This window comes from Starkeya nomas, assembly GCF_902703545.1.
GTDB lineage: Bacteria > Pseudomonadota > Alphaproteobacteria > Rhizobiales > Xanthobacteraceae > Ancylobacter > Ancylobacter moscoviensis.
The window spans coordinates 3,712,402-3,736,291 of record NZ_CACSAS010000001.1 but is presented as its reverse complement, the minus strand read 5'-3'; the positions used below and the strand labels follow the sequence as shown (position 1 = coordinate 3,736,291).

The 23,890-nt window shown below is 68.1% G+C and carries 17 protein-coding genes and 1 tRNA gene; 4 read left to right on the top strand and 14 right to left on the bottom strand.

Going from position 1 to position 23,890, the window contains the following annotated elements; genetic code table 11:
- Nucleotides 1-59 precede the first annotated feature (59 nt).
- The 11 genes from cydB to fdnG form a co-directional block, all read right to left on the bottom strand.
- Nucleotides 60-1,148: a cytochrome d ubiquinol oxidase subunit II gene (gene cydB, locus STARVERO_RS17735; protein ID WP_159600436.1), complete on the bottom strand. Its 1,089-nt coding sequence runs from the start codon at nucleotides 1,146-1,148 to the stop codon at nucleotides 60-62.
- Between the two features lie 2 nt (nucleotides 1,149-1,150).
- Entirely contained in the window at nucleotides 1,151-2,560 is a 1,410-nt protein-coding gene (locus STARVERO_RS17730) for a cytochrome ubiquinol oxidase subunit I (RefSeq protein ID WP_159600434.1), read from the bottom strand.
- A 2-nt stretch (nucleotides 2,561-2,562) separates the two neighbouring features.
- On the bottom strand, nucleotides 2,563-4,860 hold the full coding sequence (locus tag STARVERO_RS17725; protein WP_159600432.1) for an FdhF/YdeP family oxidoreductase: 2,298 nt from the start codon (nucleotides 4,858-4,860) through the stop codon (nucleotides 2,563-2,565).
- A gap of 56 nt (nucleotides 4,861-4,916) precedes the next feature.
- On the bottom strand, nucleotides 4,917-6,164 hold the full coding sequence (locus tag STARVERO_RS17720) for a cupin domain-containing protein (RefSeq protein ID WP_159600430.1): 1,248 nt from the start codon (nucleotides 6,162-6,164) through the stop codon (nucleotides 4,917-4,919).
- Nucleotides 6,165-6,401: 237 nt separating this feature from the next.
- Nucleotides 6,402-6,497, bottom strand: a tRNA-Sec gene (locus tag STARVERO_RS17715).
- 29 nt (nucleotides 6,498-6,526) lie between these two features.
- A complete protein-coding gene (gene selB, locus STARVERO_RS17710; protein WP_159600428.1) occupies nucleotides 6,527-8,536 on the bottom strand; it encodes a selenocysteine-specific translation elongation factor in 2,010 nt (669 codons plus the stop codon).
- Complete coding sequence (selA, locus tag STARVERO_RS17705; protein WP_159600426.1) at nucleotides 8,533-9,975, bottom strand: L-seryl-tRNA(Sec) selenium transferase; 1,443 nt, start codon at nucleotides 9,973-9,975, stop codon at nucleotides 8,533-8,535. Before selA ends, selB begins: the two co-directional genes overlap by 4 nt.
- A gap of 7 nt (nucleotides 9,976-9,982) precedes the next feature.
- Nucleotides 9,983-10,894 carry a formate dehydrogenase accessory protein FdhE gene (gene fdhE / locus STARVERO_RS17700; RefSeq protein ID WP_200837855.1) on the bottom strand — a complete coding sequence of 304 codons (912 nt, stop codon included), beginning with the start codon at nucleotides 10,892-10,894 and terminating at the stop codon, nucleotides 9,983-9,985.
- A 228-nt stretch (nucleotides 10,895-11,122) separates the two neighbouring features.
- Complete coding sequence (locus STARVERO_RS17695; RefSeq protein ID WP_186291791.1) at nucleotides 11,123-11,842, bottom strand: formate dehydrogenase subunit gamma; 720 nt, start codon at nucleotides 11,840-11,842, stop codon at nucleotides 11,123-11,125.
- On the bottom strand, nucleotides 11,839-12,834 hold the full coding sequence (gene fdxH, locus STARVERO_RS17690; RefSeq protein ID WP_144341070.1) for a formate dehydrogenase subunit beta: 996 nt from the start codon (nucleotides 12,832-12,834) through the stop codon (nucleotides 11,839-11,841). Before fdxH ends, STARVERO_RS17695 begins: the two co-directional genes overlap by 4 nt.
- Nucleotides 12,835-12,849: 15 nt before the next feature.
- Nucleotides 12,850-15,936 carry a formate dehydrogenase-N subunit alpha gene (gene fdnG, locus STARVERO_RS17685; RefSeq protein WP_159600424.1) on the bottom strand — a complete coding sequence of 1,029 codons (3,087 nt, stop codon included), beginning with the start codon at nucleotides 15,934-15,936 and terminating at the stop codon, nucleotides 12,850-12,852.
- Nucleotides 15,937-16,270: 334 nt separating this feature from the next.
- Between fdnG and STARVERO_RS17680 the strand changes: the two genes are divergently transcribed.
- The 4 genes from STARVERO_RS17680 to STARVERO_RS17665 all read left to right on the top strand — a co-directional run bounded on the left by STARVERO_RS17680 (nucleotide 16,271) and on the right by STARVERO_RS17665 (nucleotide 21,235).
- Nucleotides 16,271-16,783 carry a TlpA family protein disulfide reductase gene (locus tag STARVERO_RS17680; protein ID WP_244616807.1) on the top strand — a complete coding sequence of 171 codons (513 nt, stop codon included), beginning with the start codon at nucleotides 16,271-16,273 and terminating at the stop codon, nucleotides 16,781-16,783.
- 14 nt (nucleotides 16,784-16,797) lie between these two features.
- A complete protein-coding gene (locus STARVERO_RS17675) occupies nucleotides 16,798-17,925 on the top strand; it encodes a transglutaminase-like domain-containing protein (RefSeq protein WP_159600420.1) in 1,128 nt (375 codons plus the stop codon).
- Between the two features lie 137 nt (nucleotides 17,926-18,062).
- Nucleotides 18,063-19,124 carry a selenide, water dikinase SelD gene (selD, locus tag STARVERO_RS17670; protein WP_159600418.1) on the top strand — a complete coding sequence of 354 codons (1,062 nt, stop codon included), beginning with the start codon at nucleotides 18,063-18,065 and terminating at the stop codon, nucleotides 19,122-19,124.
- Nucleotides 19,125-19,192: 68 nt separating this feature from the next.
- Nucleotides 19,193-21,235 carry an acyltransferase family protein gene (locus STARVERO_RS17665; protein ID WP_159600416.1) on the top strand — a complete coding sequence of 681 codons (2,043 nt, stop codon included), beginning with the start codon at nucleotides 19,193-19,195 and terminating at the stop codon, nucleotides 21,233-21,235.
- A 24-nt stretch (nucleotides 21,236-21,259) separates the two neighbouring features.
- Here the strand turns inward: STARVERO_RS17665 and aguA are convergent, their stop codons facing one another.
- Genes aguA through STARVERO_RS17650 form a run of 3 tightly spaced genes read right to left on the bottom strand, consistent with a single transcriptional unit; the run spans nucleotide 21,260 to nucleotide 23,627 of the window.
- On the bottom strand, nucleotides 21,260-22,351 hold the full coding sequence (gene aguA, locus STARVERO_RS17660; protein ID WP_159600414.1) for an agmatine deiminase: 1,092 nt from the start codon (nucleotides 22,349-22,351) through the stop codon (nucleotides 21,260-21,262).
- A 19-nt stretch (nucleotides 22,352-22,370) separates the two neighbouring features.
- Nucleotides 22,371-23,261 carry an N-carbamoylputrescine amidase gene (aguB, locus tag STARVERO_RS17655; protein ID WP_159600412.1) on the bottom strand — a complete coding sequence of 297 codons (891 nt, stop codon included), beginning with the start codon at nucleotides 23,259-23,261 and terminating at the stop codon, nucleotides 22,371-22,373.
- A gap of 24 nt (nucleotides 23,262-23,285) precedes the next feature.
- Nucleotides 23,286-23,627 carry a DUF2794 domain-containing protein gene (locus STARVERO_RS17650; protein ID WP_159600410.1) on the bottom strand — a complete coding sequence of 114 codons (342 nt, stop codon included), beginning with the start codon at nucleotides 23,625-23,627 and terminating at the stop codon, nucleotides 23,286-23,288.
- Between the last annotated feature and the right edge of the window lie 263 nt (nucleotides 23,628-23,890).

Below are 23,890 nucleotides of genomic sequence, written 5' to 3'. Positions count from 1 at the left end.
GGTACTCAGGAAATTACCGGCGGAACGGATTTTCTCAATTCAGCCAAGCGTTTCGGGTCTTATGCCTTGCGCATGGAAGGATCATACGCAGGTATGATCCGCGCCCCGTGCGCCGTCGGCTCTCCGTCGCCATAGGCTCCTTCGAGAAAGACGGTCTTGCCGCGGAATACCCAGTAGGCATGGGCCTGATAGGCAAGGACGATGGGCAGGATGACCGCCAGCCCGACGGCGATGAAGGCCAGCGTCTGCGGATCGGCGGCGCCGTCCCACACTGTCACCTGGCGCGGCACGACATAGGGCCAGAGACTGACCACCAGTCCGACGAGGCCGAGCGCGAAGACCAGCAGGGCGAGGATGAAGGTGCGCGGCTCCGCGCCCACCCAGATGCCGCGCGCGATGGCGACGAACAGGCCCAGCGTGACCAGCGGCACCGGCGCCAGCAGGAAGAGGTTCGGCAGGGCGAACCAGCGCGCGGCGACCTCCGGCACGGAGAGCGCGCTCCACGCGCTGACCAGCGCCATCATGACCGCCGTGAGGATGAGCGCGGCGCGGGCGATCTCACGGGCGAATATCTGCGTCGGTCCGTCGGTCTTCCAGATCAGCCATCCCGCTCCGATCAGCGCGTAGCCGCCGACGAGGCCTATGCCGCACAACAGGCCGAGCAGGCTGAAGAAGCTGAACGGCCCGCCGGCGAACATGCCGTTCTCCATCGGCACGCCGTTGATCAGCCCACCGAGGATCAGCCCCTGGCACAGCGTCGCCACGATGGAGCCGGCCGAGAAGGCGATGTCCCACAGGAAGCGGAAGCGCGTGGCCTGCAGCCGGAACTCGAAGGCGATGCCCCGGAAGATCAGCGCGAACAGCATGAACATGATCGGCAGGTAGAAGGCTGGCAGCAGCACGTAGTAGCCCGCCGGGAAGGCGGCGATGAGCAGCGTGCCGCCCATCACCAGCCAGGTCTCGTTCGCGTCCCAGACCGGCTCGATGGACGCCATCATCAGGTCGCGGTCCGTCTCGCGCGGGGCGACGAGGAAGACGATGCCGACGCCGAGGTCGAGGCCGTCGGCGAGCACGTAGACGGTGACGCAGAAGGCCGCGAGCGCCGCGAAGACGAGCGGGACATGGGGGCCTTGCATGAGCTCGATCATGGTCAGGCTCCTGCCTGTTCGGGGTTGCCGATGGCCGGCGAGGGGCCGCCGAGCGATTGGGCGTTGGCACGGTCCATCCCGCGACGCTCGCGGATGGGCAGGGAGGTGTCGGCGGGACCCTTCAGCGCCACGCGGGCGGCGAACCACAGGAAGGTCAGCAGCAGCACGTTGTAGATGGCGAAGAAGATGAGAAGGCTGGTCGTCACCGCGCCGGCGCTGACCGGCGAGACCGCGTCCGCCGTGCGCAGGTGGCCGTAGATCACCCAGGGCTGGCGTCCCGCCTCCGTCACCGTCCAGCCCGCCAGCACCGCGACGAAGCCGAGCGGCGTCGCCGCCATGGCGAGGAACTGGAACCAGCGCGTCTCGTAGAGCCGGCCGCGCAGCCGCAGCACCAGCCCGGTGAGCGCAAGAGCGAGCAGCGCGAGGCCGACGCCGACCATGACGCGGAAGGCGAAGAACACCACGGGCACGTTCGGCTGGTCCATGGGCGGGACCGCCTTCAGGCCCTCGACCTCGCCGTCCCAGCTATGGGTGAGGTAGAGGCTGGCGAGGTGGGGAATGTCGACGGCGTAGAGATTCTTCTGCGCCTGCATGTCGGGCCAGGCGATCACCGTCATCGCCGGGCCCTTCGTGGTGTCCCACAGGCCCTCCATGGCGGCGAGCTTGGTCGGCTGCTCCTTCAGCGTGTTGCGGCCGTGCAGGTCGCCGAGGAAGATCTGCGTCGGCGCCAGGACGAGCGCCAGCCACAGCCCCATCGAGAAGGCCGTGCGGGAGGCCGCCACGTGCTGGCGGCGCCACAGGTGGAAGGCCGACACGCCCGCCACGATGAAGCTGCCGGTCAGGAAGCTGGCGCACACCATGTGGGCAAGGCGATAGGGGAAGGAGGCGGTGAAGACCGCCTGCCACCAGTCGATCACGTGATAGATGCCGTTCGCATCCGCCACGGCGCCCGCCGGCGTCTGCATCCAGCTGTTGGCGGCGATGATCCAGGTGGCGCTGAACAGCGCGCCGCAGGACACCATCAGGCAGGCGAAGGCATGCGCGCCCTTGCTGACCCGCCCCTCGCCGAACAGCATGATGCCGATGAAGCCCGCCTCCAGGAAGAAGGCGGTGAGCGCCTCGTACATGAACATCGGGCCGAGCACGTTGGCGACGGCGCGCGAATAGCCGGCCCAGTTGGTGCCGATCTCGTAGCTCAGCACGATGCCGGTGATGACGCCCATGCCGAAGCCGAGGGCGAAGATGCGCGTCCAGAAGCGCAGCAGGTCGTGGTAGACCGGCTTGCCGGTGCGCCACCACAGGACGCTGAGCAGGGTACAGAACCAGGCAATGCCGATGGAGAAGGTCGGCCACAATATGTGAAAGCCGACAGTGAAGGCGAACTGCGCGCGGGCGAGGTCGACGGCGTCCATGGTCAGCGCGCTCCCTGCCCGGCGGTCTTCACGAGACGAACCGGCACGCCCTTGTAGGAGGGGGTGAAGCTCATCGGGTCGTGCGCATAGAGCGGCACGAGCGGGTTCATCTCCGGGTAGTAGGCGGCGCAGCCGCCCTCCGGGAAGGCGTAGGGCACCACCTTGAAGCCCCGCACGGCACGCTCCACCCCGTCGGTGGAGATGGTGACGATGTCAACGCGGTCGTCGGCCTTCAGCCCGCGCTTCGTCATCTCCTCATCGTTGAGGAAGAGCACGTCGCGCTGGCCGTAGACGCCGCGGTAGCGGTCGGAGAGCGAGTAGAGCGTGGTGTTGTACTGGTCGTGACTGCGGATCGAGGTGAGCCACAGCGCGTCGGGATCGCGGATGGCGGGATCCTCGCACAGGCCCTCGCAGACGAGGAAGTTGGCCTTGCCGGAGGGCGTCGCCCAGATCCGCTCGCGGGCCAGCGAGGTGAGGTGGAAACCGCCGGGATGCCGGATGCGGGCGTTGTAGCCTTCGAAGATGGGGAACACCGCCTCGATGTCCTCGCGGATCAGCGCGTAGTCGCCGACCAGACGTTCCCAACCGATCTTCGAGCGGGCGCCGAGCGTCGCGCGGGCCATGCCGGCGATAATGGCCGGCTCGCTCCGCAGATGCTCGGAAGCCGGCGCGCGGACGCCGGTCGAGGCATGCACCATCGACATGGAATCCTCGACCGTGATCGACTGGACGCCGGTCGCCTGCATGTCGACCTCGGTGCGGCCGAGGCAGGGCAGGATCAGCGCCTCGCGGCCATGCACGAGGTGGCTGCGGTTGAGCTTGGTGGCGATGTGGACGGTGAGGTCGAGCCGGCGCATCGCCGCCTGCGTCGTCTCCCAGTCCGGGATCGCGGCGGCGATGTTGCCGCCGAGGCTGATGAAGACCCGTGCCTCGCCGCGCACCATCGCCTCGAGCGAGGTGACGACGTTGTGGCCGTGCTTGCGCGGCGGTTCAAAATCGAAGCGCGCCTTGATCGCGTCGAGCAGGGCGTCGCTCGGAATCTCGGTGATTCCGACCGTGCGGTCGCCCTGCACGTTGGAATGGCCGCGCACCGGGCACATGCCGGCGCCTTCCCGGCCGACATTGCCACGCAGCAGGGCGAGATTGGCGAGCTGCTGGACGTTGTGGGCACCGTGGCGGTGCTGGGTGATGCCCATGCCGAAGACGAGGATGGCGCGCTCGGCCTTCGCATAGGCTTCGGCGGCTACCGCGATGTCGGCGCGCGACAGGCCGGACTTGCGCTCGACGTCCTCCCAGCGCGTGGCGTCGAGGTCGGCGACCAGCGCGTCGATGCCGGCGGTGTGGCCCTTGATGAAGTCCCAGTCGAGGACGGGCGCGCCTTCCTCGCGGCGTGCGTGCCGGTCGGCCTCGACGAGCCACTTCATCATGCCCTTGATGAGCGCGACGTCACCGCCGACCTTGACCTGGAACAGGCGCGAGGAGATCGGCGTAGAGGTGAGCGTCGCCATCTCCACCGGGTTCTGCGGCGCCTGGAAACGCTCCAGCGCCCGCTCGCGCAGCGGATTGAACGACATGATGACGGCGCCCCGCCGCGAGGCGTTGCGCAGCTCGGTCATCATGCGCGGCGAGTTGGTGCCGGGGTTCTGGCCGAAGATGAAGATGGCGTCGGCCTTCTCGAAGTCCTCCAGCAGCACGGTGCCCTTGCCGACGCCGAGGGACGGCGGCAGGCCGACGCTGGTCGCCTCGTGGCACATGTTGGAGCAGTCGGGGAAATTGTTGGTGCCGTATTCGCGGGCGAAGAGCTGGTAGAGGAACGCCGCCTCGTTCGACGCCCGGCCCGAGGTGTAGAAATCGGCCATGTTCGGGTCGGCCAGCGCGTTGAGGTGCCTTGCCACGAGCGCGAAGGCGTCGTCCCAGCTCACCGGCACATAGGTGTCGGAGGCCGCCTCGTAGCGCATGGGGTGGGTGAGGCGGCCGACCATTTCGAGGTCATAGTCCGACCAGCCCTCCAGCTCCGTCACCGTGTGGGCGGCGAGGAATTCCGGCGTGCAGCGCTTGGCCGTCGCCTCCCACGCGACCGCCTTGCCGCCGTTCTCGCAATATTCGAAGGGCGAGGTCTGCTTGGGGTCGGGCCATGCGCAGCCGGGGCAGTCGAAGCCGCCCGGCTGGTTCATGTGGGCGAGGAGCGCCATGCCGGAGACGGGGATGTCCTGTCTGGCGAGGGCGGCGCCCATCGCCTTGAGGGCCCCCCAGCCCCCGGCCGGCTCGTGATAGGGACGTATGGTCTTGACGATGCCCATGGCGGTCTCCCGTTGGCTTTCGGCTGTCGTGGATCGGCGAAAGGTCGGCGCCGGGCTCAGCGCGGCTGGATGCCGACCTGGCCCTTCGGGAACCGCGCGATGACCGCGGGGTCGATGTTGAGATGCTGGGCGACAAGCTCCGGCGGGGCGTGGGTCAGCCAGTCGGAGAGGTCGACCTCCTGATATTCGGGCGCCCGGAAGACCGCGAGGACCTGGACGTCCTCGTCGCCGGTGTTCTCGATGAAGTGGCCCTGGCTCTTCGGCACCACGCCGAGGTCGCCCGCCTGGAAGTCGATGGTCTGCGCGCGCGGCCCGGTGTTGAACACCGTCATGCGGCCCTTGCCCTTGATCCAGTACTGCCACTCGTCGGCGTTGGGGTGCCAGTGCATGCGGCGCAGCGCGCCCGGCCGGATGGTCTCGATGGCGGCGGCAATGGTCTTGGAGGCCTTGAAGGTGCGGCTGTCGGCGAGATGAACCTCGCCCGCCTCGTTCTGCTTCACCGGCGTGGTCGCGGTGAGCGAGAAGGTGAAGGGCTCGGCCGGAGCGCCGCCCGAGGCGACGGCCGCCTGATCGACGGAAAGCGGGGGCGGCTCCTGACCCTGGAAGATCCAGAGGTCGTGCAGCGGGATGTTCCTGAACGTCTCGGCCGGCACGCCGAAGTTCTGCGCCAGCACGTTCGGCGGGGTGTGGGCGATCCAGTCGGTCAGCAGCAGCGTGTTGTACTCGGACTGGAAGGCGTCATCGAAGACGATGAGGAATTCACAGCCATCCGGTCCGAGGCCCTGTAGCGAATGGGGGTAGCCGGCGGGGAAGAACCACAGGTCGCCCGGCCCGACGTCGCGCACATAGGGATGCCCGTCCTTGTCGAGGACGGTGATCCGGCAGCGGCCGTTGGTCATCAGCGCCCATTCGCCGGCGAGATGCCAGTGCATCTCGCGGACGCCACCCGGGCCGAGGCGCATGTTGACGCCCGAGACTTCCTTGGCGGCCGGGAATTCGGTGGCGGTGATCTGCCGTGCCCAGCCGCCGGCCTGCACGCGCTTGGGCATGATGTTGAAGGATGACCACATCATCGGCATGTTGCCGACATCGGTGGGAGGCGGGTTCTGGAAGGCCGGGATCTGCGCCTCCAGCGCGGGGTTCTGCGGGCCCGGATTGGAGAGGGCGCCGGGGGTGGAATTGATCGCGCCTTCCGCCGGCTCGTCCGGGTTGCCGAAGGTCGCGGCGCTGGCCGCGCCGCTGGCGACGGCCGCACCGCCGATGGCGCTCAGCGCAAGCACGGTCCGTCGGGACAGATCTTCCATTTTCGCTCTCCTCGATTGGCGTCGAGGCCGTCGCTCGGCGGCGGCCGTGTGCGCCTAAATTCGGAGGAGGGGAGGGCAAAGTCTTCCGTACCCGCATGGCGGCGAAGGCCGGTTTCGCGGGCGGTTCGGAAAGCATCTCGATAATGGGTGGCGGGCCCCAGACCTTGGTATGATCCGGCTGTCTGCCTGGAATAATGGCGCGCCGGCGAAACGGGCGCCTTCGCTTCCGGAAGGGCGTGGCGGAAGAGAGTGGGAGTCGAACCCACCAAGGACCGGCTCGCGGCCCCTACCGGATTTGAAGTCCGGCCCCATCACCGGATGGGACGCTCTTCCAAAATGCGCTGCCGCGCGGATCGGCCCTGTCAGCGGGCCTGTTCCGTGCGGCCGGAAAGGTCTCCGGGCACCGACACATTGTCGTCGATCGCGCCGAACAGGTCCAGCCGGTGCGAGTTCACCCGGCGCAGATCTCCCCGGCGCAGCGTGACGCCGTGGCGGTCGAAGAATTCGAGGATCTGGATCGCCACCTTGCGGCCCACCGTGTGCTCGCCGCTTCCCGATCCGTCGCGCTCCACGCGGTCGCGAAAGGCGCTGGCGACGAATTGCCGGTCCGGCGCGGCCTGCGAGAGTTCGCGGATCATGGCGACCATGCTGCCCACGGTGCTGCGCAGGAAGAAGTGATCGTGCGCCACCTCGTCGACCTTCCCCATGCGGGCGAGCAGTTTCATCAGCCGGCGGATGTCGGGCTCCGCTTCCCCGGTCATGCCGGCGAGATCGCGAACGCGCGGCGGGCGGAAGCGCTCAGTGCCGTCTAGCTTCGGCTCGATCAGCTCCCAGAGCAGCTCGTCGCGGCGGGTGAGGCGCACCTCGTGACCGGCAAGCCGGACCCAGGCGCCGTCGAGCATCAGCGTGCCGCCGCCGGCGATGCGCCGCAGGGCCTCCGTGAAGACGGGCTTGGGTAGGCGGGGGACGAGGGCGAGGCGCAGCTTTTCCGTCCCCATGCCCGGCAGGTCGGGATTGGCGTCGTGGAAACGGGCGAGTTCGGCAATCAGCGCATCGCAATAGAGCGCCCAGCGTTCGGCGGACAGGGCGATGAGCGTGCCGGCCGCTGCGAAGGTGACGAGCCCGAGTCTTTCCGCGAGGCCGGCACCGGCCTCGCTGCCGAGCGCCCGGTCGCGGGCGAAGGCGGCGAGGTCGACATGCCAGGGCTCGACGGCGAGCAGCCTCGCCAGCGCCGCCTCGGGCTCCGTTTCGCCGAGGGCGGCGAGCTGGGCGAGGCGTTCGGGCGTTCGGCGCTTGCGGGCGGGCGCGCGCAGATCGACGAGCCGTCCGCCGCCGACGGTGCGCTGGGCGGAGGTGTCGCGGATCACGTAGCGATCTCCGGCCGCCGCCGCGATCGGCCGGTCCAGCACGATCTGCACCAGCCCGCCGCCGCCGGGCGGGAGCGTGTCGGCCGACAGCGGCACGAGGCGCGCGCCGACTTCCGCCGAACCGTGATGGAAGCGCACCGGGAACCACTGGCCGAGCGGCTTCGGTTCGCCCGCCAGAACCGTCAGCGTGGCGTCGATGCGCTCGGTTGGCGCGTGCAGCGAGGGGGCGAGCACCATGTCGCCGCGGGCGATGGCGTCCGCCGTCACGTCGTCGCCGGCGAGATTGAGCGCGCAGCGGTCGCCGGCACGGCCTTCCTCGGCCTTGCGGTTCTGCGCGTGGATGGAGCGGACGCGCGCGGAAAGGCCGGCAGGGCTGACCGTCACCGCGTCGCCGACCGCCACGCGGCCGGAGAGCACCGTGCCGGTGACCACCGTGCCGGCGCCGGCGAGGCTGAAGGAGCGGTCGACGGCGAGGCGGAAGCGCCCATCGGTTGCGCGGGCAGCGAAGGCGCGGGCGGCCTTGATCAGTTGCACGCGCAGGTCGTCGATGCCCTCGCCGGTCAGCGCGGAAACGGGGACGACCGGGGCGCCGTCGAGCCCGGTGCCGTCCAGCAGCGCGGCGATCTCGGCCTCGACCTCGGCCCGCCGCGCCGCGTCCGCGAGATCCGCCTTGGTGAGGGCGACGACGCCGCGGGAGATGCCGAGCAGGTCGAGCAAGGCGAGGTGCTCGCGGGTCTGGGGCATCACCCCGTCATCGGCGGCGACGATCAGCAGCGCGAAGTCGATGCCGCTGGCGCCGGCCAGCATGGTGTGGATGAACTTCTCGTGGCCGGGCACGTCGATGAAGCCGAGCGTGCCGGCCTCGGTGGGAAGGTAGGCGAAGCCGAGATCGATGGAGATGCCGCGGGCCTTCTCCTCCTTCAGCCGGTCGGTATCGACCCCGGTCAGCGCGCCGACGAGGGCGGTCTTGCCGTGGTCGATATGGCCGGCCGTGCCGATGATCATGCCGGCACCCGGATGTGGCCGAGGCTGTCAAGGAAGCCCGCCTCGTCTTCCAGACAGCGCAGGTCGAGCAGCAGCGCGCCCTCGGCGATGCGGCCGACGATCGCGACGGGCAGCTCGCGCAGCGCGCCGGCGAGGGCGCTGAGCCGTCCGCCGGAAGCATCCCCGGCCGGGCGAATGGCGAGCGCCGCACTCGGCAGGGTCTCCAGCGGCAGGGCGCCGGAGCCGATCTGGCTGGCGCAGTCCACCACCTCGATGTCGAAGCCGTCGCCGAGCCGCGTCGCCACCGGATCGGCCAGTGCCCGCGCGCGCGAGGCGAGATCGGCGCGGGTGCGTGCGAGCAGCCGCAGCGTCGGCAGGCGGGCGGCGAGCCGCTCCGGGTCCCGATAGAGCTTCAGCGTCGCTTCCAAAGCCGCGAGGCGGATCTTGTCGACCCGCAGGGCGCGCTTCATCGGGTTCCTGTTGATCTTCTCGATCAGCGCGGCGCGGCCGACGATGAAGCCGGTCTGCGGCCCGCCGAGCAGCTTGTCGCCGGAGAAGGTGACGATGTCGGCCCCCTCCGCCACCGTCTCGCGCACGGTCGGCTCGTGGGCCAAAGCTGATTGGGCGCCGCCGATGCGGGCGAGGTCGAACAGCGTCCCCGAGCCGAGGTCGTTCACCAGCGGCACGCCGCGCGCATGGGCGATGGTTGCCAGCTCGCGCGCGGGCACCTCGCGGGTGAAGCCCTCGATGCGGTAATTCGAGGTGTGCACCTTCAGCACCAGCCCGGTGTCCTCACTGAGGACGCCGGCATAGTCCTTCGGGTGGGTGCGGTTGGTGGTGCCGACCTCGACCAACGTCACGCCGGCGCGGGCCATGATGTCCGGCATGCGGAAGGCGCCGCCGATCTCGATCAGCTCGCCGCGCGAGACCACCGCCTCCCGTCCGGCTCCCAGCGTGTTGAGGGTGAGCAGCACGGCGGCGGCGTTGTTGTTGACGACGGTCGCGTCCTCCGCTCCGGTCAGCTCGACCAGCAAGTCGCGCACATGGTCGTCGCGCTCGCCGCGTGTGCCGGTGGCGAGGTCGAATTCCAGAGCCACGGCGGAGCGCATTGCCGCGACCGCCGCCTCCACCGCCTCCTCGGCGAGCAGGGCGCGGCCGAGATTGGTGTGCAGCACGGTGCCGGTGAGGTTGAAGACGGGCCGGAGGCTGGGGAGGGCCTCGCGGGCGAGCGTATCCCCGGCCGCCAGCGCCACGTGATCGGGCGAGGGCAGGGCGGCGAGTTGGCCCGCCAGCACGCAGGCGCGCACTTCCTCCAGCGCCGCGCGAACGGCCAGCGTGGCGCGCGAACGGCCGAAGCGCTCCGCCGCGAGCAGCCCCGCCGGCGTCTTCAGCACCAGATCGACCGAGGGCAGGTCGCGGAGGGAAGGGCGGTTTTCGGAAAGGCGGGATTCCGCGTCCATGGCCGCCTCAATAGCCGAGCAGGAAGGGATTGAAGGCGGCGCGGCGATAGGGGCCCTCGCGCATCATCATGTCGAGCGCCAGCGTGCCGATGTCGTCCGCCACCGGCTCGATGGTGACGTCCTTGTTCTGGTACATCACCTTCACATAGGTGCGGCACTCGTCGCAGGTCTCGGCCTTGATGGTGCCGGGGCTGCCGTCGATCTCCTGATAGCCGATGCCCTTGGTGGTGCCGCAGGAGCAGCAGCGGATGCGGACATAGTTCCACAGGGTGGAGCAGAGCGAGCAGGCGCAGAAGCGGTTGCCATGGGCGTTCGGCCATTCGACGATCAGCGAGGCGACCGGCGGACCGCCGCAGGCGGGGCAGGCGCCGTCGCCGACGGGAACCAGCTTCTTGGCGTCGAGCCGGGAGGCGAGGCGGGCGAAATGCACCTGTAGCGCGGCCGCGACAAAGACATGTTCGGCCAGCGTCTCGACCGGCATGTCGTGGGAGAGCACATCCTGCACCATCCGGGCGCGCTCGGCGCCATCGACCTGCCGCACGCGGGCGAGGGCTTCGCCCGCTTCACGGGTCATGCCGACGTGCCGGGCGGCGTCGAACAGCGAGTCGAGCGTCGTCTCCAGCGTGTCGTCGAGCGTCGTCCTGGCGCGGTCGAGCGGTGGCATCTGGAAGGCGCGGGCACGCTCCAGCGCCTCCTCGTCCGGCATCTCCACCGGCGGCAGCGTGGGCACGATGGCCTGTTGGGCGTCGACGATGCCGGCGACGAAATCGAGATAGGGCTTGAGCGGGCTCACTGCCGCGTAGGTCCGCAGGCGCCGCGCCCGCACGCCGAACAGCGTCGAGGGATCGGGGGTGACCGCGAAAGGCGGGGTCGAGACGTTTCCGATCGCCGTCGGATCGGGCTGCAGATCAGCGGACATCAGTTTCCTCACGAACCGCACGGGCCACGTGAACGTCGAGCAGATTGGACGTCTTGATAAGGTGGACGTCGAAGCAGGACGGACGTCAAGTCAACTCACGCTGACGCGACCGGCGGGTTGCCGACAAGGCGGGTGCATAAACGAAAGCGCCACCCCGGAACGGCCGGGCCGTCCGGGATGGCTGCGATGGAAGAACAGAGTCTCGCTCCGCGAGCCGGGAGCGAGGTGTCATTCGGCCGGAGCGTGCGGCCCGCGCGGGTTGCCCTTGCCGACCAGCTCGCGCAGCCATTTGCGGTGGTGCCGCCAGGCCCAGCCGCCCGTCACCTGGCCGCGCGTCATCGCGCCGATGGTGCCCTTCACCCAGATCGCCGCGTAGACGTGGATGATCCACACGCAGATGATGCACACCGCCGCCACCGCATGGACGAGGATGGCGATACGCTTCTGCTCGATGGTGGTGAGGTTGTAGAAGTACTGGTCCCACATCACCACGCCGCTGGCGATCAGCACGATGATGAGGCCCGACATCGACCAGAAGACGAATTTCTGGCCGGCATTGTACTTGCCCACCTCCGGCATCTTCTCCTCGCGCCCCGCCAGCAGGTCGGCCGAGTGCGCTACCCAGTCGACATCCTCCCGCGCCGGCAGGTTGGCCCTGAAGAAGCGCACGAACAGGATCAGGAAGGAGAAGAACAGGACGACGCCGATCCACGGATGGATGGCGCGCGTCCACTGTCCGCCGCCGAACAGGCCGGTGAGGAAGAACAGCCGTGGCGTGAACAGCGCCATGCCGGACAGCGCCAGCAGCACGAGGCTGGTGGCGGTGATCCAGTGGTTGATACGCGCGCCGAGCGTATAGCGGTCCACCGTCACCGGATGGCCGGGATGCACCGCATCGCCGGCCTCGACATCATCCGGCGTCTCGGGCTTCTGGTCGTAGGCCGTCATGGCGTACTCCCGTGTTGCGTATGGCCCTGCGTCGGCTCAGGCGGCGGGGGCGCCTTGCCCTCGGTGAGCCTCTCGGCGTTCTCCTCGTCCTCCTCCGAGACCTTGTTCGGTCCGGCGACGACATAATGCAGGAAGCCCGCCGCCGCGGCGAAGCCCATCACCGCCAGGCCGACATATTTCGTCACGCCCTTCCATGCATCGACGATCGGCGAGATGCGCGGATTGTCGGGCAGGCCGGCATAGATGGACGGCGTGTCGGCGTGGTGCAGCACGTACATGACGTGGGTGCCGCCCACTCCCTGCGGATCATAGAGGCCGGCGTTCTCGAAGCCGCGCGACTTCAGGTCCTTGATGCGGAAGTCGGCCCACTCCTTCATCTCGTCCTTGGTGCCGAAGACGATGGCCTGGGTCGGGCACGCCTTCTGGCAGGCCGGGCCCTGGCCCACCGCCACGCGGTCCGAGCACAGCGTGCACTTGTAGGCCGTGTGATCGACCTTCGAGATGCGCGGGATGTTGAAGGGGCAGCCCTTGATGCAGTAGCCGCAGCCGATGCAGTTCTCGTGCTGGAAATCGACGATGCCGTTCGAGTACTGCACGATGGCGCCGGGCGCCGGGCAGGCCTTGAGGCAGCCCGGATCCTCGCAGTGCATGCAGCCGTCCTTGCGGATGAGCCATTCGAGATTGTCGGTCTCGGGGTTCACCCACTCGGTGAAGCGCATCAGCGTGAAGGTGTCCGGCGTCAGGTCCATGGGGTTGGTGTAGACCCCGTGGTTGAAGCCGATCTCCTCGTGGAGGTTGTTCCATTCGAGGCACGCCGCCTGGCAGGCCTTGCAGCCGATGCACTTGGTGACGTCGATCAGCTTCGCGACCTCGGTGAGCCGCTCGGCTGGCGGCGTCACCTCGGAGGCGGAACGCCGCATGATGTCCTTCTCGCCGAAACGTTGGACGGCGGCGTCGGGGGAGACGGACGGGTTCGGAATCGGTGGAAACATCGTGCCGCCTCCCTCTTAAGCCACCGGACCGGTGGACGCTTCGATGTTGACGAGGAACGCCTTGAACTCGGGCGTCTCGATGTTCGCGTCGCCCACGAAGGGGGTGAGCACGTTCGCCGGGAAGCCCTTGCGGGCGGCGCCGACGAAGCCCCAGTGGATGGGGATGCCGACCACGTGGACCGTCTTGCCGTCGACCGTCATTGGCTTGATGCGCTTGGTGACGACCGCCTTGGCGAGGATCTCGCCGCGCTTCGACCACACCCGCACCCAGCCGCCCAGCGCGATGCCCTTCTCCTTCGCGAGTTCCTCGGAGATCTCGACGAACTGTTCCGGCTGCAGGACCGCGTTCACATGGTTGTTCTTGGTCCAGTAGTGGAAATGCTCGGTGAGACGGTAGGAGGTCGCCGCGTAGGGGAAGTCCGGCGAGGCGGTCTCGGCGAACTGCTTCCAGTCGTCCGGGAACACGCGCGCCACCGGATTGCCCACGATCTTCGGGGCGATCAGGTTGGCGACCGGGCTTTCGAACGGCTCGTAGTGCACCGGGAACGGCCCGTCGCGCATCATCTTGCGCGCGAAGAGGCGCGACACACCCTCCGGGTTCATGATGAACGGGCCGACGTCGCGCGGCTTGGCGGTCGGGGCGATGTCCGGCACGTCGTAGCCGGTCCATTTCGACCCGTCCCACTCGATCAGCTTGCGTGAGGGATCCCACGGCTTGCCGTCGAGGTCGCAGGAGGCGCGATTGTAGATGATGCGCCGGTTCGCCGGCCAGGCGAACGACCATTTGAGGTAGGCGCCGGTGTCGTCCGGGTCGGAATTGTCCCGGCGCGCCATCATGTTGCCGGCCTCGGTGAAGCAGCCGGAATAGATCCAGCAGCCACACGCGGTCGAGCCGTCGTCGCGCAGCACGCCGAAACCGGACACCTGCTTGCCGGCCTCGAGCAGCTTCTTGGTCGGATCGTTCGGGTCGGCGACGTCGGAGACGACGTAGCCGTTGAGCTCCTTGGCGAGCTCCTCGGCGGTCGGCTCGTTCTCGTCCTTGTAGGGCCAGTGCAGGTTGAGGATCGGGTCGGGGAACGGGCCGCCTTCCTTGCGGTACATCTCCCTCAGCCGTAGGAAGATCTGCGACATGATCCACACGTCGGTGCGGGCCTCGCCCGGAGGCGAGCCACCCGGCCAGTGCCACTGAAGCCAGCGGCCGGAATTGACCAGCGAGCCCTCGTCCTCCGCGAAGCAGGTCGTGGGCAGCTGGAGCACTTCCGTCTGGATGTCGGACGGATCCACCTTGTTGTAGACGCCGTGGTCCTCCCAGAAGCGGGCCGTCTCGGTCTGGAGCGGGTCCATGATCACGAGCAGCTTGAGCTTGGCGAGGCCCTTGGCGAGCTTGCCCCGGTTCGGGAATGCCTGGAACGGATTGAAGCCCTGGCAGATGTAGAGGTTCATCTTGCCCTGGTTCATCAATTCGAAGGCGCGCAGGATGTCGTAGAAGGCGACATCGAGCTTCGGCAGGTAGTCGTAGGCCCAGTCGTTCTCCGCCGTGGCCGCCGGTCCGAACATGGACTTCTGGAAGCTGACGAAGAATTTCCGATAGTTCTGCCAGTAGCTCATCTGGTTCGGCCGCAACGGCTTGAAGCCGCGGGTCGACATGTAGGTGGCGAGGTCCGCCTCCTTCTCCGTGGGCAGGTTGAGGTAGCCGGGCAGCATGTTGGACATGAGCCCGACATCGGTCAGCCCCTGGATGTTGGAGTGGCCGCGCAGGGCGTTCATGCCGCCGCCGCGAATGCCGATATTGCCCAGGATGAGCTGCAGCATCGCCATGGTGCGGATGTTCTGCGAGCCCTTGGAATGCTGGGTCCAGCCGAGCGCGTACATCGAGGTCATCGCCTTGGTGGGCGAGGAGCACTCGGCGATCATCTCCGCCACCTTCAGGAACTTGTCCTTCGGCGTGCCGCAGATGCGCTCGACCAGCTCGGGCGTGTAGGTGGCGACGTGCTGCTTCAGCAGGTTCCACACGCAGCGCGGATTCTGCAGCGTCTCGTCGACCACGGCATAACCGTCCGGCCCGATCTCGTAGTCCCAGCTGTCCTTGTTGTAGTCGCGCTTGCCCTCGTCATAGCCGGTGAACAGGCCGTCCTGATAGGCGAAGCCCTCCTTCACGAGATAGGCCGCGTTGGTGAAGGCCTTGGTGTACTCCCACTGCACCTTGTCGTTCTGGATGCAGTAGTTGATCACGCCCAGCAGGAAGGCGATGTCGGTGCCCTGGCGGATCGGCGCGTAATAGTCCGCCACCGACGCCGAGCGCGTGTAGCGCGGATCGACGACGATCAGCTTCGCGCCCCGGTTGGCTTTCGCCTCCGTGACCCATTTGAATCCGCACGGATGTGCTTCGGCGGCATTGCCGCCCATGATGACGACGAGGTCCGTGTTCCGAATGTCGGTCCACGAGTTGGTCATTGCTCCACGGCCAAAAGTTGGGGCGAGACTCGCCACCGTCGGGCCGTGTCAGACACGCGCTTGGTTGTCGAAAACCAGCATTCCTGTGCTTCGGACCACCTTGTAGGTGGCGAAGGCCGTCTCGTTCGTCGTGGCGGAGGCCGCCAGCATGCCGGTGGTGGTCCACCGGTTGACCGTCACGCCGTCCTTGTTGGTGGCGACGAAATTGGCGTCGCGGTCGTCCTTCATCGCGCGGGCGATCTTGTCGAGCGCCGCTTCCCACGAGATCGGCTCGAATTTGTCGGAGCCGGCCTTGCGCACCATCGGCTGGGTGAGGCGCTGCTCGGACTTCACGATGTCGCGCAGGGCCGCGCCCTTCGGGCACAGCGTGCCGCGGTTGGTCGGATGGTCCGCGTCACCCTCGATGTGGATGATGTCGGCCTTCTCGCCCTTCTTCAGGTCGCCCTTGGAATAGATGATGATGCCGCAGGCCACCGAGCAGTAGGTGCAGGTGTTTCGCGCTTCCGTCGTGTTCACCAGATGGAACGGCTTGATGAAGGAGGCCACCGCCGCCTCAGCCTCGCCGAACCCGAAGGCTCCCAGCGTCGTACCCGCGATCCCCGCACCCGACGTTTTCAGGAACGTACGGCGCGAGAGCTCCATATTCATCGAGGCCCTCCGAAACTACCTCCGCGAAGCCCATCGGCCGATAGGCTTCTCCAATCGCTAGGCTATTTTTTAGCTTGTCCAATGTCAAACCGACGAAAGGTGGAGGGCGGACAAAAAACCGTGTCTTTCCAAGCCATTCGCCATGATGCCGTGCGGTTTGGAAATGCTGCGCCGCAATAGCCATTCGCTTCGCCGATCGGCCGATTGACGATTTCGCGGGCTCGTCGCAGCATCGCGCACGATGTTTGTGCATCAGGCTCCCGCGTGCCGGGGCATGTTCCGCCACCTTTCCGCGCTCGCGCTCTCTTCCCTTGCGTCACTGGCGCCGGGAGGCATGGCTTCGGCCGCCTCCGACCCGCCGCTGCCGATCGGCAGCGCGGCGCCGGCGCTCGCCCTGCCGACGCTCCGCGGCGGTCCGGTGGAGCTTGGTGCGCTGCAAGGTAGGGTTGTCGTCGTTCACTTCTTCGCGACATGGTGCGAGCCCTGCCGCGAGGAGATGGCCGGCCTGTCCCGCCTCGTCGAATCCTGGAAGGACGGGACATCGGGTAGCCCGCCGGCGACCCTGCTCGCGGTGGATGTCGGCGAGCCGGAACTGCGCGTCCGGCGCTTCTTCGACGCGAGCCCGGTTCCCTTCCCCGTCCTGCTGGACGAGGACCGGAGCGCCATGAAGGCATGGAAGGTGCCGGTCCTGCCGGCCAGCTTCGTGCTCGACGCCTCGCATGCGGTGCGCCTCTATGCCGGCGGTCCGGTCGACTGGAACGATCCGGCCGCCCTGTCGCTGATCGAAAGCCTCGCCAACCCGGCGGATGCGCCCGTTGCGGGCACGCTGCCGCCTCTCAACGAATGATCGGGAACAACAACATGACCTCTCGCCGAGAATTCCTCAAAGCCGGCGCGGCGCTCGCCGCCGTCGCCGCCGCGGTTCCGCATCAGGCGTTTGCGCAGGCGGCGGCGCCGGTTGCCGTCTTCGCTCCCTCGCCCGGCAAGTGGCGGAATTTCGAGGTCGTGACCACGCTCGATGTGGCGCCGGTCGACGGCAAGGCTGGCCCGGCGCAGGCCTGGGTGCCGCTGCCGTCCTATACGGCGGCCGACTGGTTCAAGCCGGGCGAGAGCACCTGGAAGACCAACGCCGCCACCGCCAAGGTGGAGAAGGACCCGCATTACGGGGCCGAGATGCTGCATCTCGTCTGGGCCGAGGGCGAGGCGAGCCCGACGGTGGAGATCGTCTCCAAATTCTCCACCCGCGACCGCGCGACCGACTTCTCCAAGCCCAGCACGCCGGCTCCGCTTTCCGCCGAGGAGCGCGCCGCCTTCCTCAAGGCGACCGACCTCATCCCGGTTGACGGCATCGTGAAGGCGACCTCCGACAAGATCACCGCCGGCAAGACGAGCGATGTCGAGAAGACGCGCGCCATTTACGAATGGGTGGTGGAGAACACCTATCGCAACGCCGCCACGCGCGGCTGCGGTACTGGCGATGTGGCCTCGCTGCTGGCGAGCGGCAACCTCGGCGGCAAGTGCGCCGATCTGAACGCGCTGTTCGTCGGCCTCGTGCGCGCCGCCGGCATTCCCGCGCGCGACCTCTACGGTATCCGCGTCGCCCCCTCCGCCTTCGGCTACAAGAGCCTCGGCGCGAATTCGCCGACCATCTCCAAGGCGCAGCACTGCCGCGCCGAGGTGTGGCTCGACGGCTTCGGCTGGGTCGCCACCGATCCGGCGGATGTGCGCAAGGTCGTGCTGGAGGAGCCGCCGGGGAAGAACCCGATGGACGACGCCAAGGTGCTGGCCGCGCGCAAGGCGCTGTTCGGCTCCTGGGAGGGCAACTGGCTGGCCTATAATGACGGCCATGACATCGCCCTGCCGGGCTCGAACGGGCCGAAGCTCGGCTTTCTCATGTATCCGCAGGCCGAGGTGGCGAGCCTGCGCCATGACTGTCTCGACCCGGACACGTTCAAGTACACGATCAAGGCCAGCGAGATTTCGGCGTAAGCCATCTCTACGGTCGTCATGGCCGGGCTTGTCCCGGCCATCCACGCCTTCTCTCGGCAACGGCCAAGTCGTGGATGCCCGGCATCAGACCGGGCATGACGGCGTTCCGAAGAGAGGCCGCCCAGCAGGAGACTTCCATGCTCGACAAGCCCGCTGAACCCACCCCCTTCCGCCTGACCAGCCTTGCGCATGGTGGCGGCTGCGGCTGCAAGCTGGCGCCCTCGGTGCTGCGGGATCTGCTGTCGGAGCAGCCCCCGGGCTCGCCGTTCGAGCGCCTGCTGGTCGGAACGGAGACCGGCGACGACGCGGCGGTCTGGCAGCTCGACGACGAGACCTGCCTGATCGCCACGACCGACTTCTTCATGCCGATGGTGGACGACCCCTTCGAGTTCGGCCGCATCGCCGCCACCAATGCGATCTCCGACGTCTATGCGATGGGCGGCAAGCCGCTGCTGGCGCTGGCGATTCTCGGCATGCCGCTCGGCAAGCTGGAGCCGGCGATGGTGCGCGAGATCCTGAAGGGCGGCGCGTCGATCGCCGCCGAGGCCGGCATTCCGGTGGCGGGCGGCCATTCGATCGACGCGCCCGAGCCGATCTATGGCCTCGCGGTCATCGGCACGGCGAAGCCGGAAACCATCCGCAAGAACAGCACGGCCGAGGCCGGCGACGTGCTGATCCTCACCAAGGCGCTGGGTGTCGGGATCTATTCCGCCGCCTTCAAGAAGGAGGCGCTGCCTCCGCCCGCCTATGCGGAGATGATCGGCTCCATGACGAAGCTCAACCGCATCGGCACCGAGCTCGGCAAGGACGCACAGGTGCACGCCGTGACCGACGTGACCGGCTTCGGCATTCTCGGCCACGGGCTGGAGATGGCGCGTGGCTCCGGCCTCGCGCTTGAGATCGAGGCGGAGGCGCTGCCGCTGCTCGACGAGGCCGGCGCGCTGGCGCGGGCCGGCTACGTGACCGGGGCCTCGCACCGCAACTGGGCGAGCTATGGCGAGGCGGTGCGCCTGCCGACCGACCTGCCGGACTGGCGCCGTCATCTGCTCACCGACCCGCAGACCTCCGGCGGCCTGCTCGTCGCCTGCGCTCCCGAAGCCGCAACGCGCGTGCTCCAGCAGATCCGCGCCGCCGGCTACGATAAGGCCGCCATCATCGGGCGCGCGCGCGCCGGCGAGCCGTCGATCACGGTCGCCTAGGGCGGGTTGGCGGGGCGCGCGCGGCGCAATAAGGTCCGCCCGAAGCGCGCCGCCGGATGACCTCGTTCATGCGATACCGACCCGAGATCGACGGCCTGAGGGCCGTCGCGGTTCTCCCCGTTATCCTGTTCCATGCGGGGTTCTCGCGCTTCTCCGGCGGTTTCGTCGGCGTCGACGTGTTCTTCGTCATCAGCGGCTATCTCATCACCAGCATCCTTGCCGGCGAGCTGGAGCGGGGCTCCTTCTCCCTCGCGCGCTTCTACGAGCGCCGCGCCCGGCGCATCCTTCCGGCGCTGTTCTTCGTGGTCGCGGCCTGCATCCCCTTCGCCTGGATGTGGATGCTGCCCTCGCAGTTCGAGGGCTTCGCCTTGTCGGTAGGGGCGGTGGCGCTGTTCGTCTCGAACATCCTGTTCTGGCGCGAGACCGGCTATTTCTCGGCGGTGGCGGAGGACAAGCCGCTGCTGCACACCTGGAGCCTGGCGGTCGAGGAACAGTTCTACATCCTGTTCCCGCTGTTGCTGCTTCTGCTCTGGCGCCTCGGCCGCCGACAGGCGGTGGCGGGCGTCGCGGTGATTTCGCTGGTGAGCCTCGGCCTTGCCGAGCATGGCTGGCGCAATCATCCGGAGGCGAATTTCTATCTCATCCAGTCGCGCGCCTGGGAGCTGGGGGCGGGAGCGCTCTGCGCGCTGGCGATGCATGGGCGGGCGCCCCGGCCCAATGCGGCGTTGTCGCTTCTCGGGTTGGGGATGATCGTCTTCGCGGTCCTCGCCTATGACTCGGCGACGCCCTTTCCCTCGCTCTACGCTCTCGTCCCGGTCGGCGGTGCCGCGCTCATCATCCTGTTCGCCGCGCCCACGACCCCCGCCGGGCGCCTGCTGGCCTGTCGGCCGCTCGTGGGGCTCGGGCTGATCAGCTACAGCGCCTATCTCTGGCATCAGCCGCTCTTCGCCTTCGCGCGCATCCGCAGCCTCGACGCGCCGGGGCCGGGGCTCATGCTGATGTTGTCGATCGCAACGCTTGGCCTCGCCTATCTGAGCTGGCGGTTCGTCGAGAGACCGTTCCGCTCCGGCAATGTCGCGCGGAGCATCCCGCGCAGGAGCCTCTTCGGCGCGGCAGCCGGGGCTTCCGCCCTACTCGTCGCCTTCGGGGCGTTCGGCTATTTCGCGGACGGCGCGCCCTTCCGCCTGCCGGAACGGGCGGTGGCGCTGCTGCGCTACGAGACCGACTGGAACGGCTATGACGTTTCCGGCACCTGCTCCTTTAACGAGCTGCACCGGCTGGAGGTCCAGCCCGCGCCGGGCTGCGCGGACTACATGGTCGGCGGCAAGGCCGATGTCGTGTTCATCGGCGACAGCCATTCCGGGGCGATCTCGCGCGAGGCGCAGGAGGCGCTGCGGCGCGCGGGCATCTCTTCCTACGCCGTCTCCTACACCGGCTGCATCGGCCTTCCCGGTTTCTACCGCGCCGACCGGACGAAGTGGCATGCCTGCGACGAGTACAACCGCGCCATGCTGGATTTCGCGCAGGCGATCGGCGCGAAGGCTGTCGTGCTCACCTCGCGCTTTGCCGCCTATGTCGATGCGGCCGGCTTCGACAATGGCGAGGGCGGGGTGGAGACCAACATGGCGGCGCGCCTCGATGTGCTGGAGGCTCGTGACGGCGGGCTGCCCGAGGCCGGCCGTCGCGACCGTGTCATGGGCGCGCTGAAGGGCGCGGTGGAATCCGTCGCCGACCGGATGAGCGTCGTGCTGGTCTATCCCATTCCCGAAGCCGGCTGGAACGTGCCGCAGCGCGCCGCCCGGCTGGCGATGCAGGGAGAGCCGGGCGGCGCGCTCTCCACGTCATATGACGCCTTCATCAGGCGTAACGGCGACGTGCTGGCGGTCTTCGATGCGGTGGAGCGGCCCAATGTCTTCCGCGTCCGGCCGTACGACCTTCTGTGCGACGCGACGCAGGGCCGTTGCCGCAATACCGAGGGCGACGTGTCGTTCTATTTCGACGACGACCATCTCTCGAGCGTCGGTGCCCGGCTGATCGTCCCGGAACTGGTGAAGCAGATCCGCCGGGCGATGGCGTCGCCGCCGGCCGGTCATTCCGTAGCCGGCGAATAATGAGCGACGTGTGGTTGTCGCCGCCTAGCCGGGCGTCCCGGCCGGCTGCTGCTGGGTGATGCAGTGGATATTGCCGCCGCCGAGGATGATCTCGTGCGTCGCCACGCCGACCACCTCCCGATCCGGGAACAGCCGGGCGAGGATGGCGCGCGCCTCCCCGTCATGTGCGGGGTCGAGCAGCGGCATCAGCACGAAGCCGTTGCCGATGTAGAAATTGGCATAGGAGGCGCCGAGCCGCTCGCCGAGGCCGCGCGACATGGTGCCGGTAGGTGAGCCGATGTCGATGGCTTCCTCGACCGTGCGGAACAGCGGTCCGGGAAGCGGCAGCTTGACGATCTCGATGCTGCGCCCGCGCGCGTCGGTCATCCGCGACAGCCGTTCATGGGCGTCGCGCGAGATGGCGTATTGCGGATCGGACGGGTCCTCGCACCAGGTCAGCGCCACCACGCCGGGGCGCACGAAGCAGGCGAGGTTGTCGATATGGCCGGAGGTCTCGTCATCGACGAGGCCGGCGCCGAGCCACAGCACCTTGGAGACGCCGAGATAATCCCTGAGATGCTGCTCGATCTCCTCGCGCGACAGGTCGGGATTGCGGTTTGGGTTGAGCAGGCATTCCTCGGTGGTCAGCACCGTGCCTTCGCCATCGACATGGATGGAACCGCCCTCGAGCACCAGCGGCGCCGCGTAGCCAGGCGCGCGCTCGATCTCCAGCATCTTGCCGGCAATGAGCTGGTCCTGGTCATAGGGGCTGTAGAGACCGCCCCAGGCGTTGAACTGCCAGTCGACGCCGCGCAGCCGGCCGCCGGCATCGGTGACGAAGGTCACGCCCGAATCGCGGCACCAGGAATCGTCGGAGGAAGCCTCGATCACGCGCACCGCGGCGGGCAGCATCTCGCGCGCGTTCCGCCACTGGCGGGCGGAGACCAGCATGGTGACGGGCTCGAAGCGGGCAATGGCGCTGGCGACGGCGACAAAGGCCTTCTGCGCCGGCTCGGCGCCTTCCCGCCAGTTGTCGGGCCGTTCCGGCCAGATCATCCAGGTGCCGGCATGCGGCTCCCATTCGGCGGGCATGCGGAAGCCGTCGGCGGCGGGCAGGGTGATCAGCGTCTCGCTCATGATGGCAGCTGCCTCCTGCTCAGCCGATCGGGCGCGTGGGCGTGCGTCCGTCCAGCGACAGAAGCGGCGCGTAGAGTTCCGGGCGGCGGTCGCGGAACACACCCCAGCTCTGGCGCTGGCGGGCGATGCCGTCGAGATCGAAGGTAGCGGTGAGCACCGTCTCCTCGGTGCGGCCGGCTTCCGCGACCTTCTCGCCGGCGGGGCCGGCGATGAAGGAGGAACCGTAGAAGGTGATGGAGGTGCCGCTGCGGCCCTCTTCGGTGCCGATGCGGTTAGAGGCGATGAGCGGCATGAGGTTCGCCCCCGCATGACCCTGCATCACCCGCTGCCAGTGGCCGGAGGAATCGAGGCTCGTATCATGCGGCTCGGAGCCGATGGCGGTCGGGTAGAGCAGCACCTCGGCGCCGAGCAGGGCCATCGAGCGCGCGCATTCGGGAAACCACTGGTCCCAGCAGATTCCGACGCCGATGCGCCCGACCGCCGTGTCCCAGACGCGGAATCCGGTGTCGCCTGGCGAGAAGTAGAATTTCTCGGTGTAGCCGGGTCCGTCCGGGATGTGGCTTTTGCGGTAGAGGCCGAGGATGGAGCCGTCGGCGTCGATCACGGCGATGGAGTTGAAGGCGGCCTGCCCGGCGCGCTCGAAGAAACTGACGGGCAGCACCACGCCGAGTTCGCGCGCGAGGGCCGCGAAATGGCCGATCAGCCGGTTGCCTTCGAAGGGGGCGGCGAGTTCGAGGAACTCGTAGAGCTGATCCTGGCAGAAATAGGGGGTCTCGAACAATTCCTGCAGCAGGATCAGCTTTGCGCCGCGCCCGGCGGCCTCGCGCACCAGCGCCTCGGCGCGGGCGATGTTGCCCGCAATGTCCCAGTCGCACCGCATCTGGGTGGCGGCAACGGTCAGGCTGCGCATTCTCGTCTCCGGTACAGAAATCGGTCAGTTGACGGCGCGGAGCGGCTTTTCCAGCACCGCGATGACCCGGTGAAGCTCGTGGCCGCGCTTGAGGATGAGGCCGGTCTGCGACACGACCGTGTAGGCGCCCTGGCGGCGGGCAAGGCGCGGATCCTTCTCGATGCGGTAGATCGGCACCTCGGCCGACCGCCGGAAGATGGAGAAGATCGCCTTGTCCCTGGTGAAATCAATGGCGTAGTCGCGCCATTCGCCCAGCGCCACCATGCGTCCATAGAGGTCGAGGATGCGATCAAGCTCGCGCCGGTCGAAGGTGACGAGATCGGCACGCCCGCCGACCGGCAAGACTATGGGGTCGATTTCCGCCACGCGGTTCCTCCGGCTTGGACGGCCCGGCTGTGCCCGGCTCGCCGACTCGGTCGCGTCATCCGTCCGTCATGATCCACCGGCCGGCAGACGGCTTCAAGCGCCTTTCTCGCGCCAGGGGCGGGGTTGTTCACGGGCTCTGACCTGAGACCCTGAACTTCCTCCAGATTTGGGTAGAGTCCGTCGATTACGGAGACGGACGATGCGACCATCGCGGTTCACGGAAGAGCAGATTATCGGACTACTGAAGGAGCAGGAGACCGGTG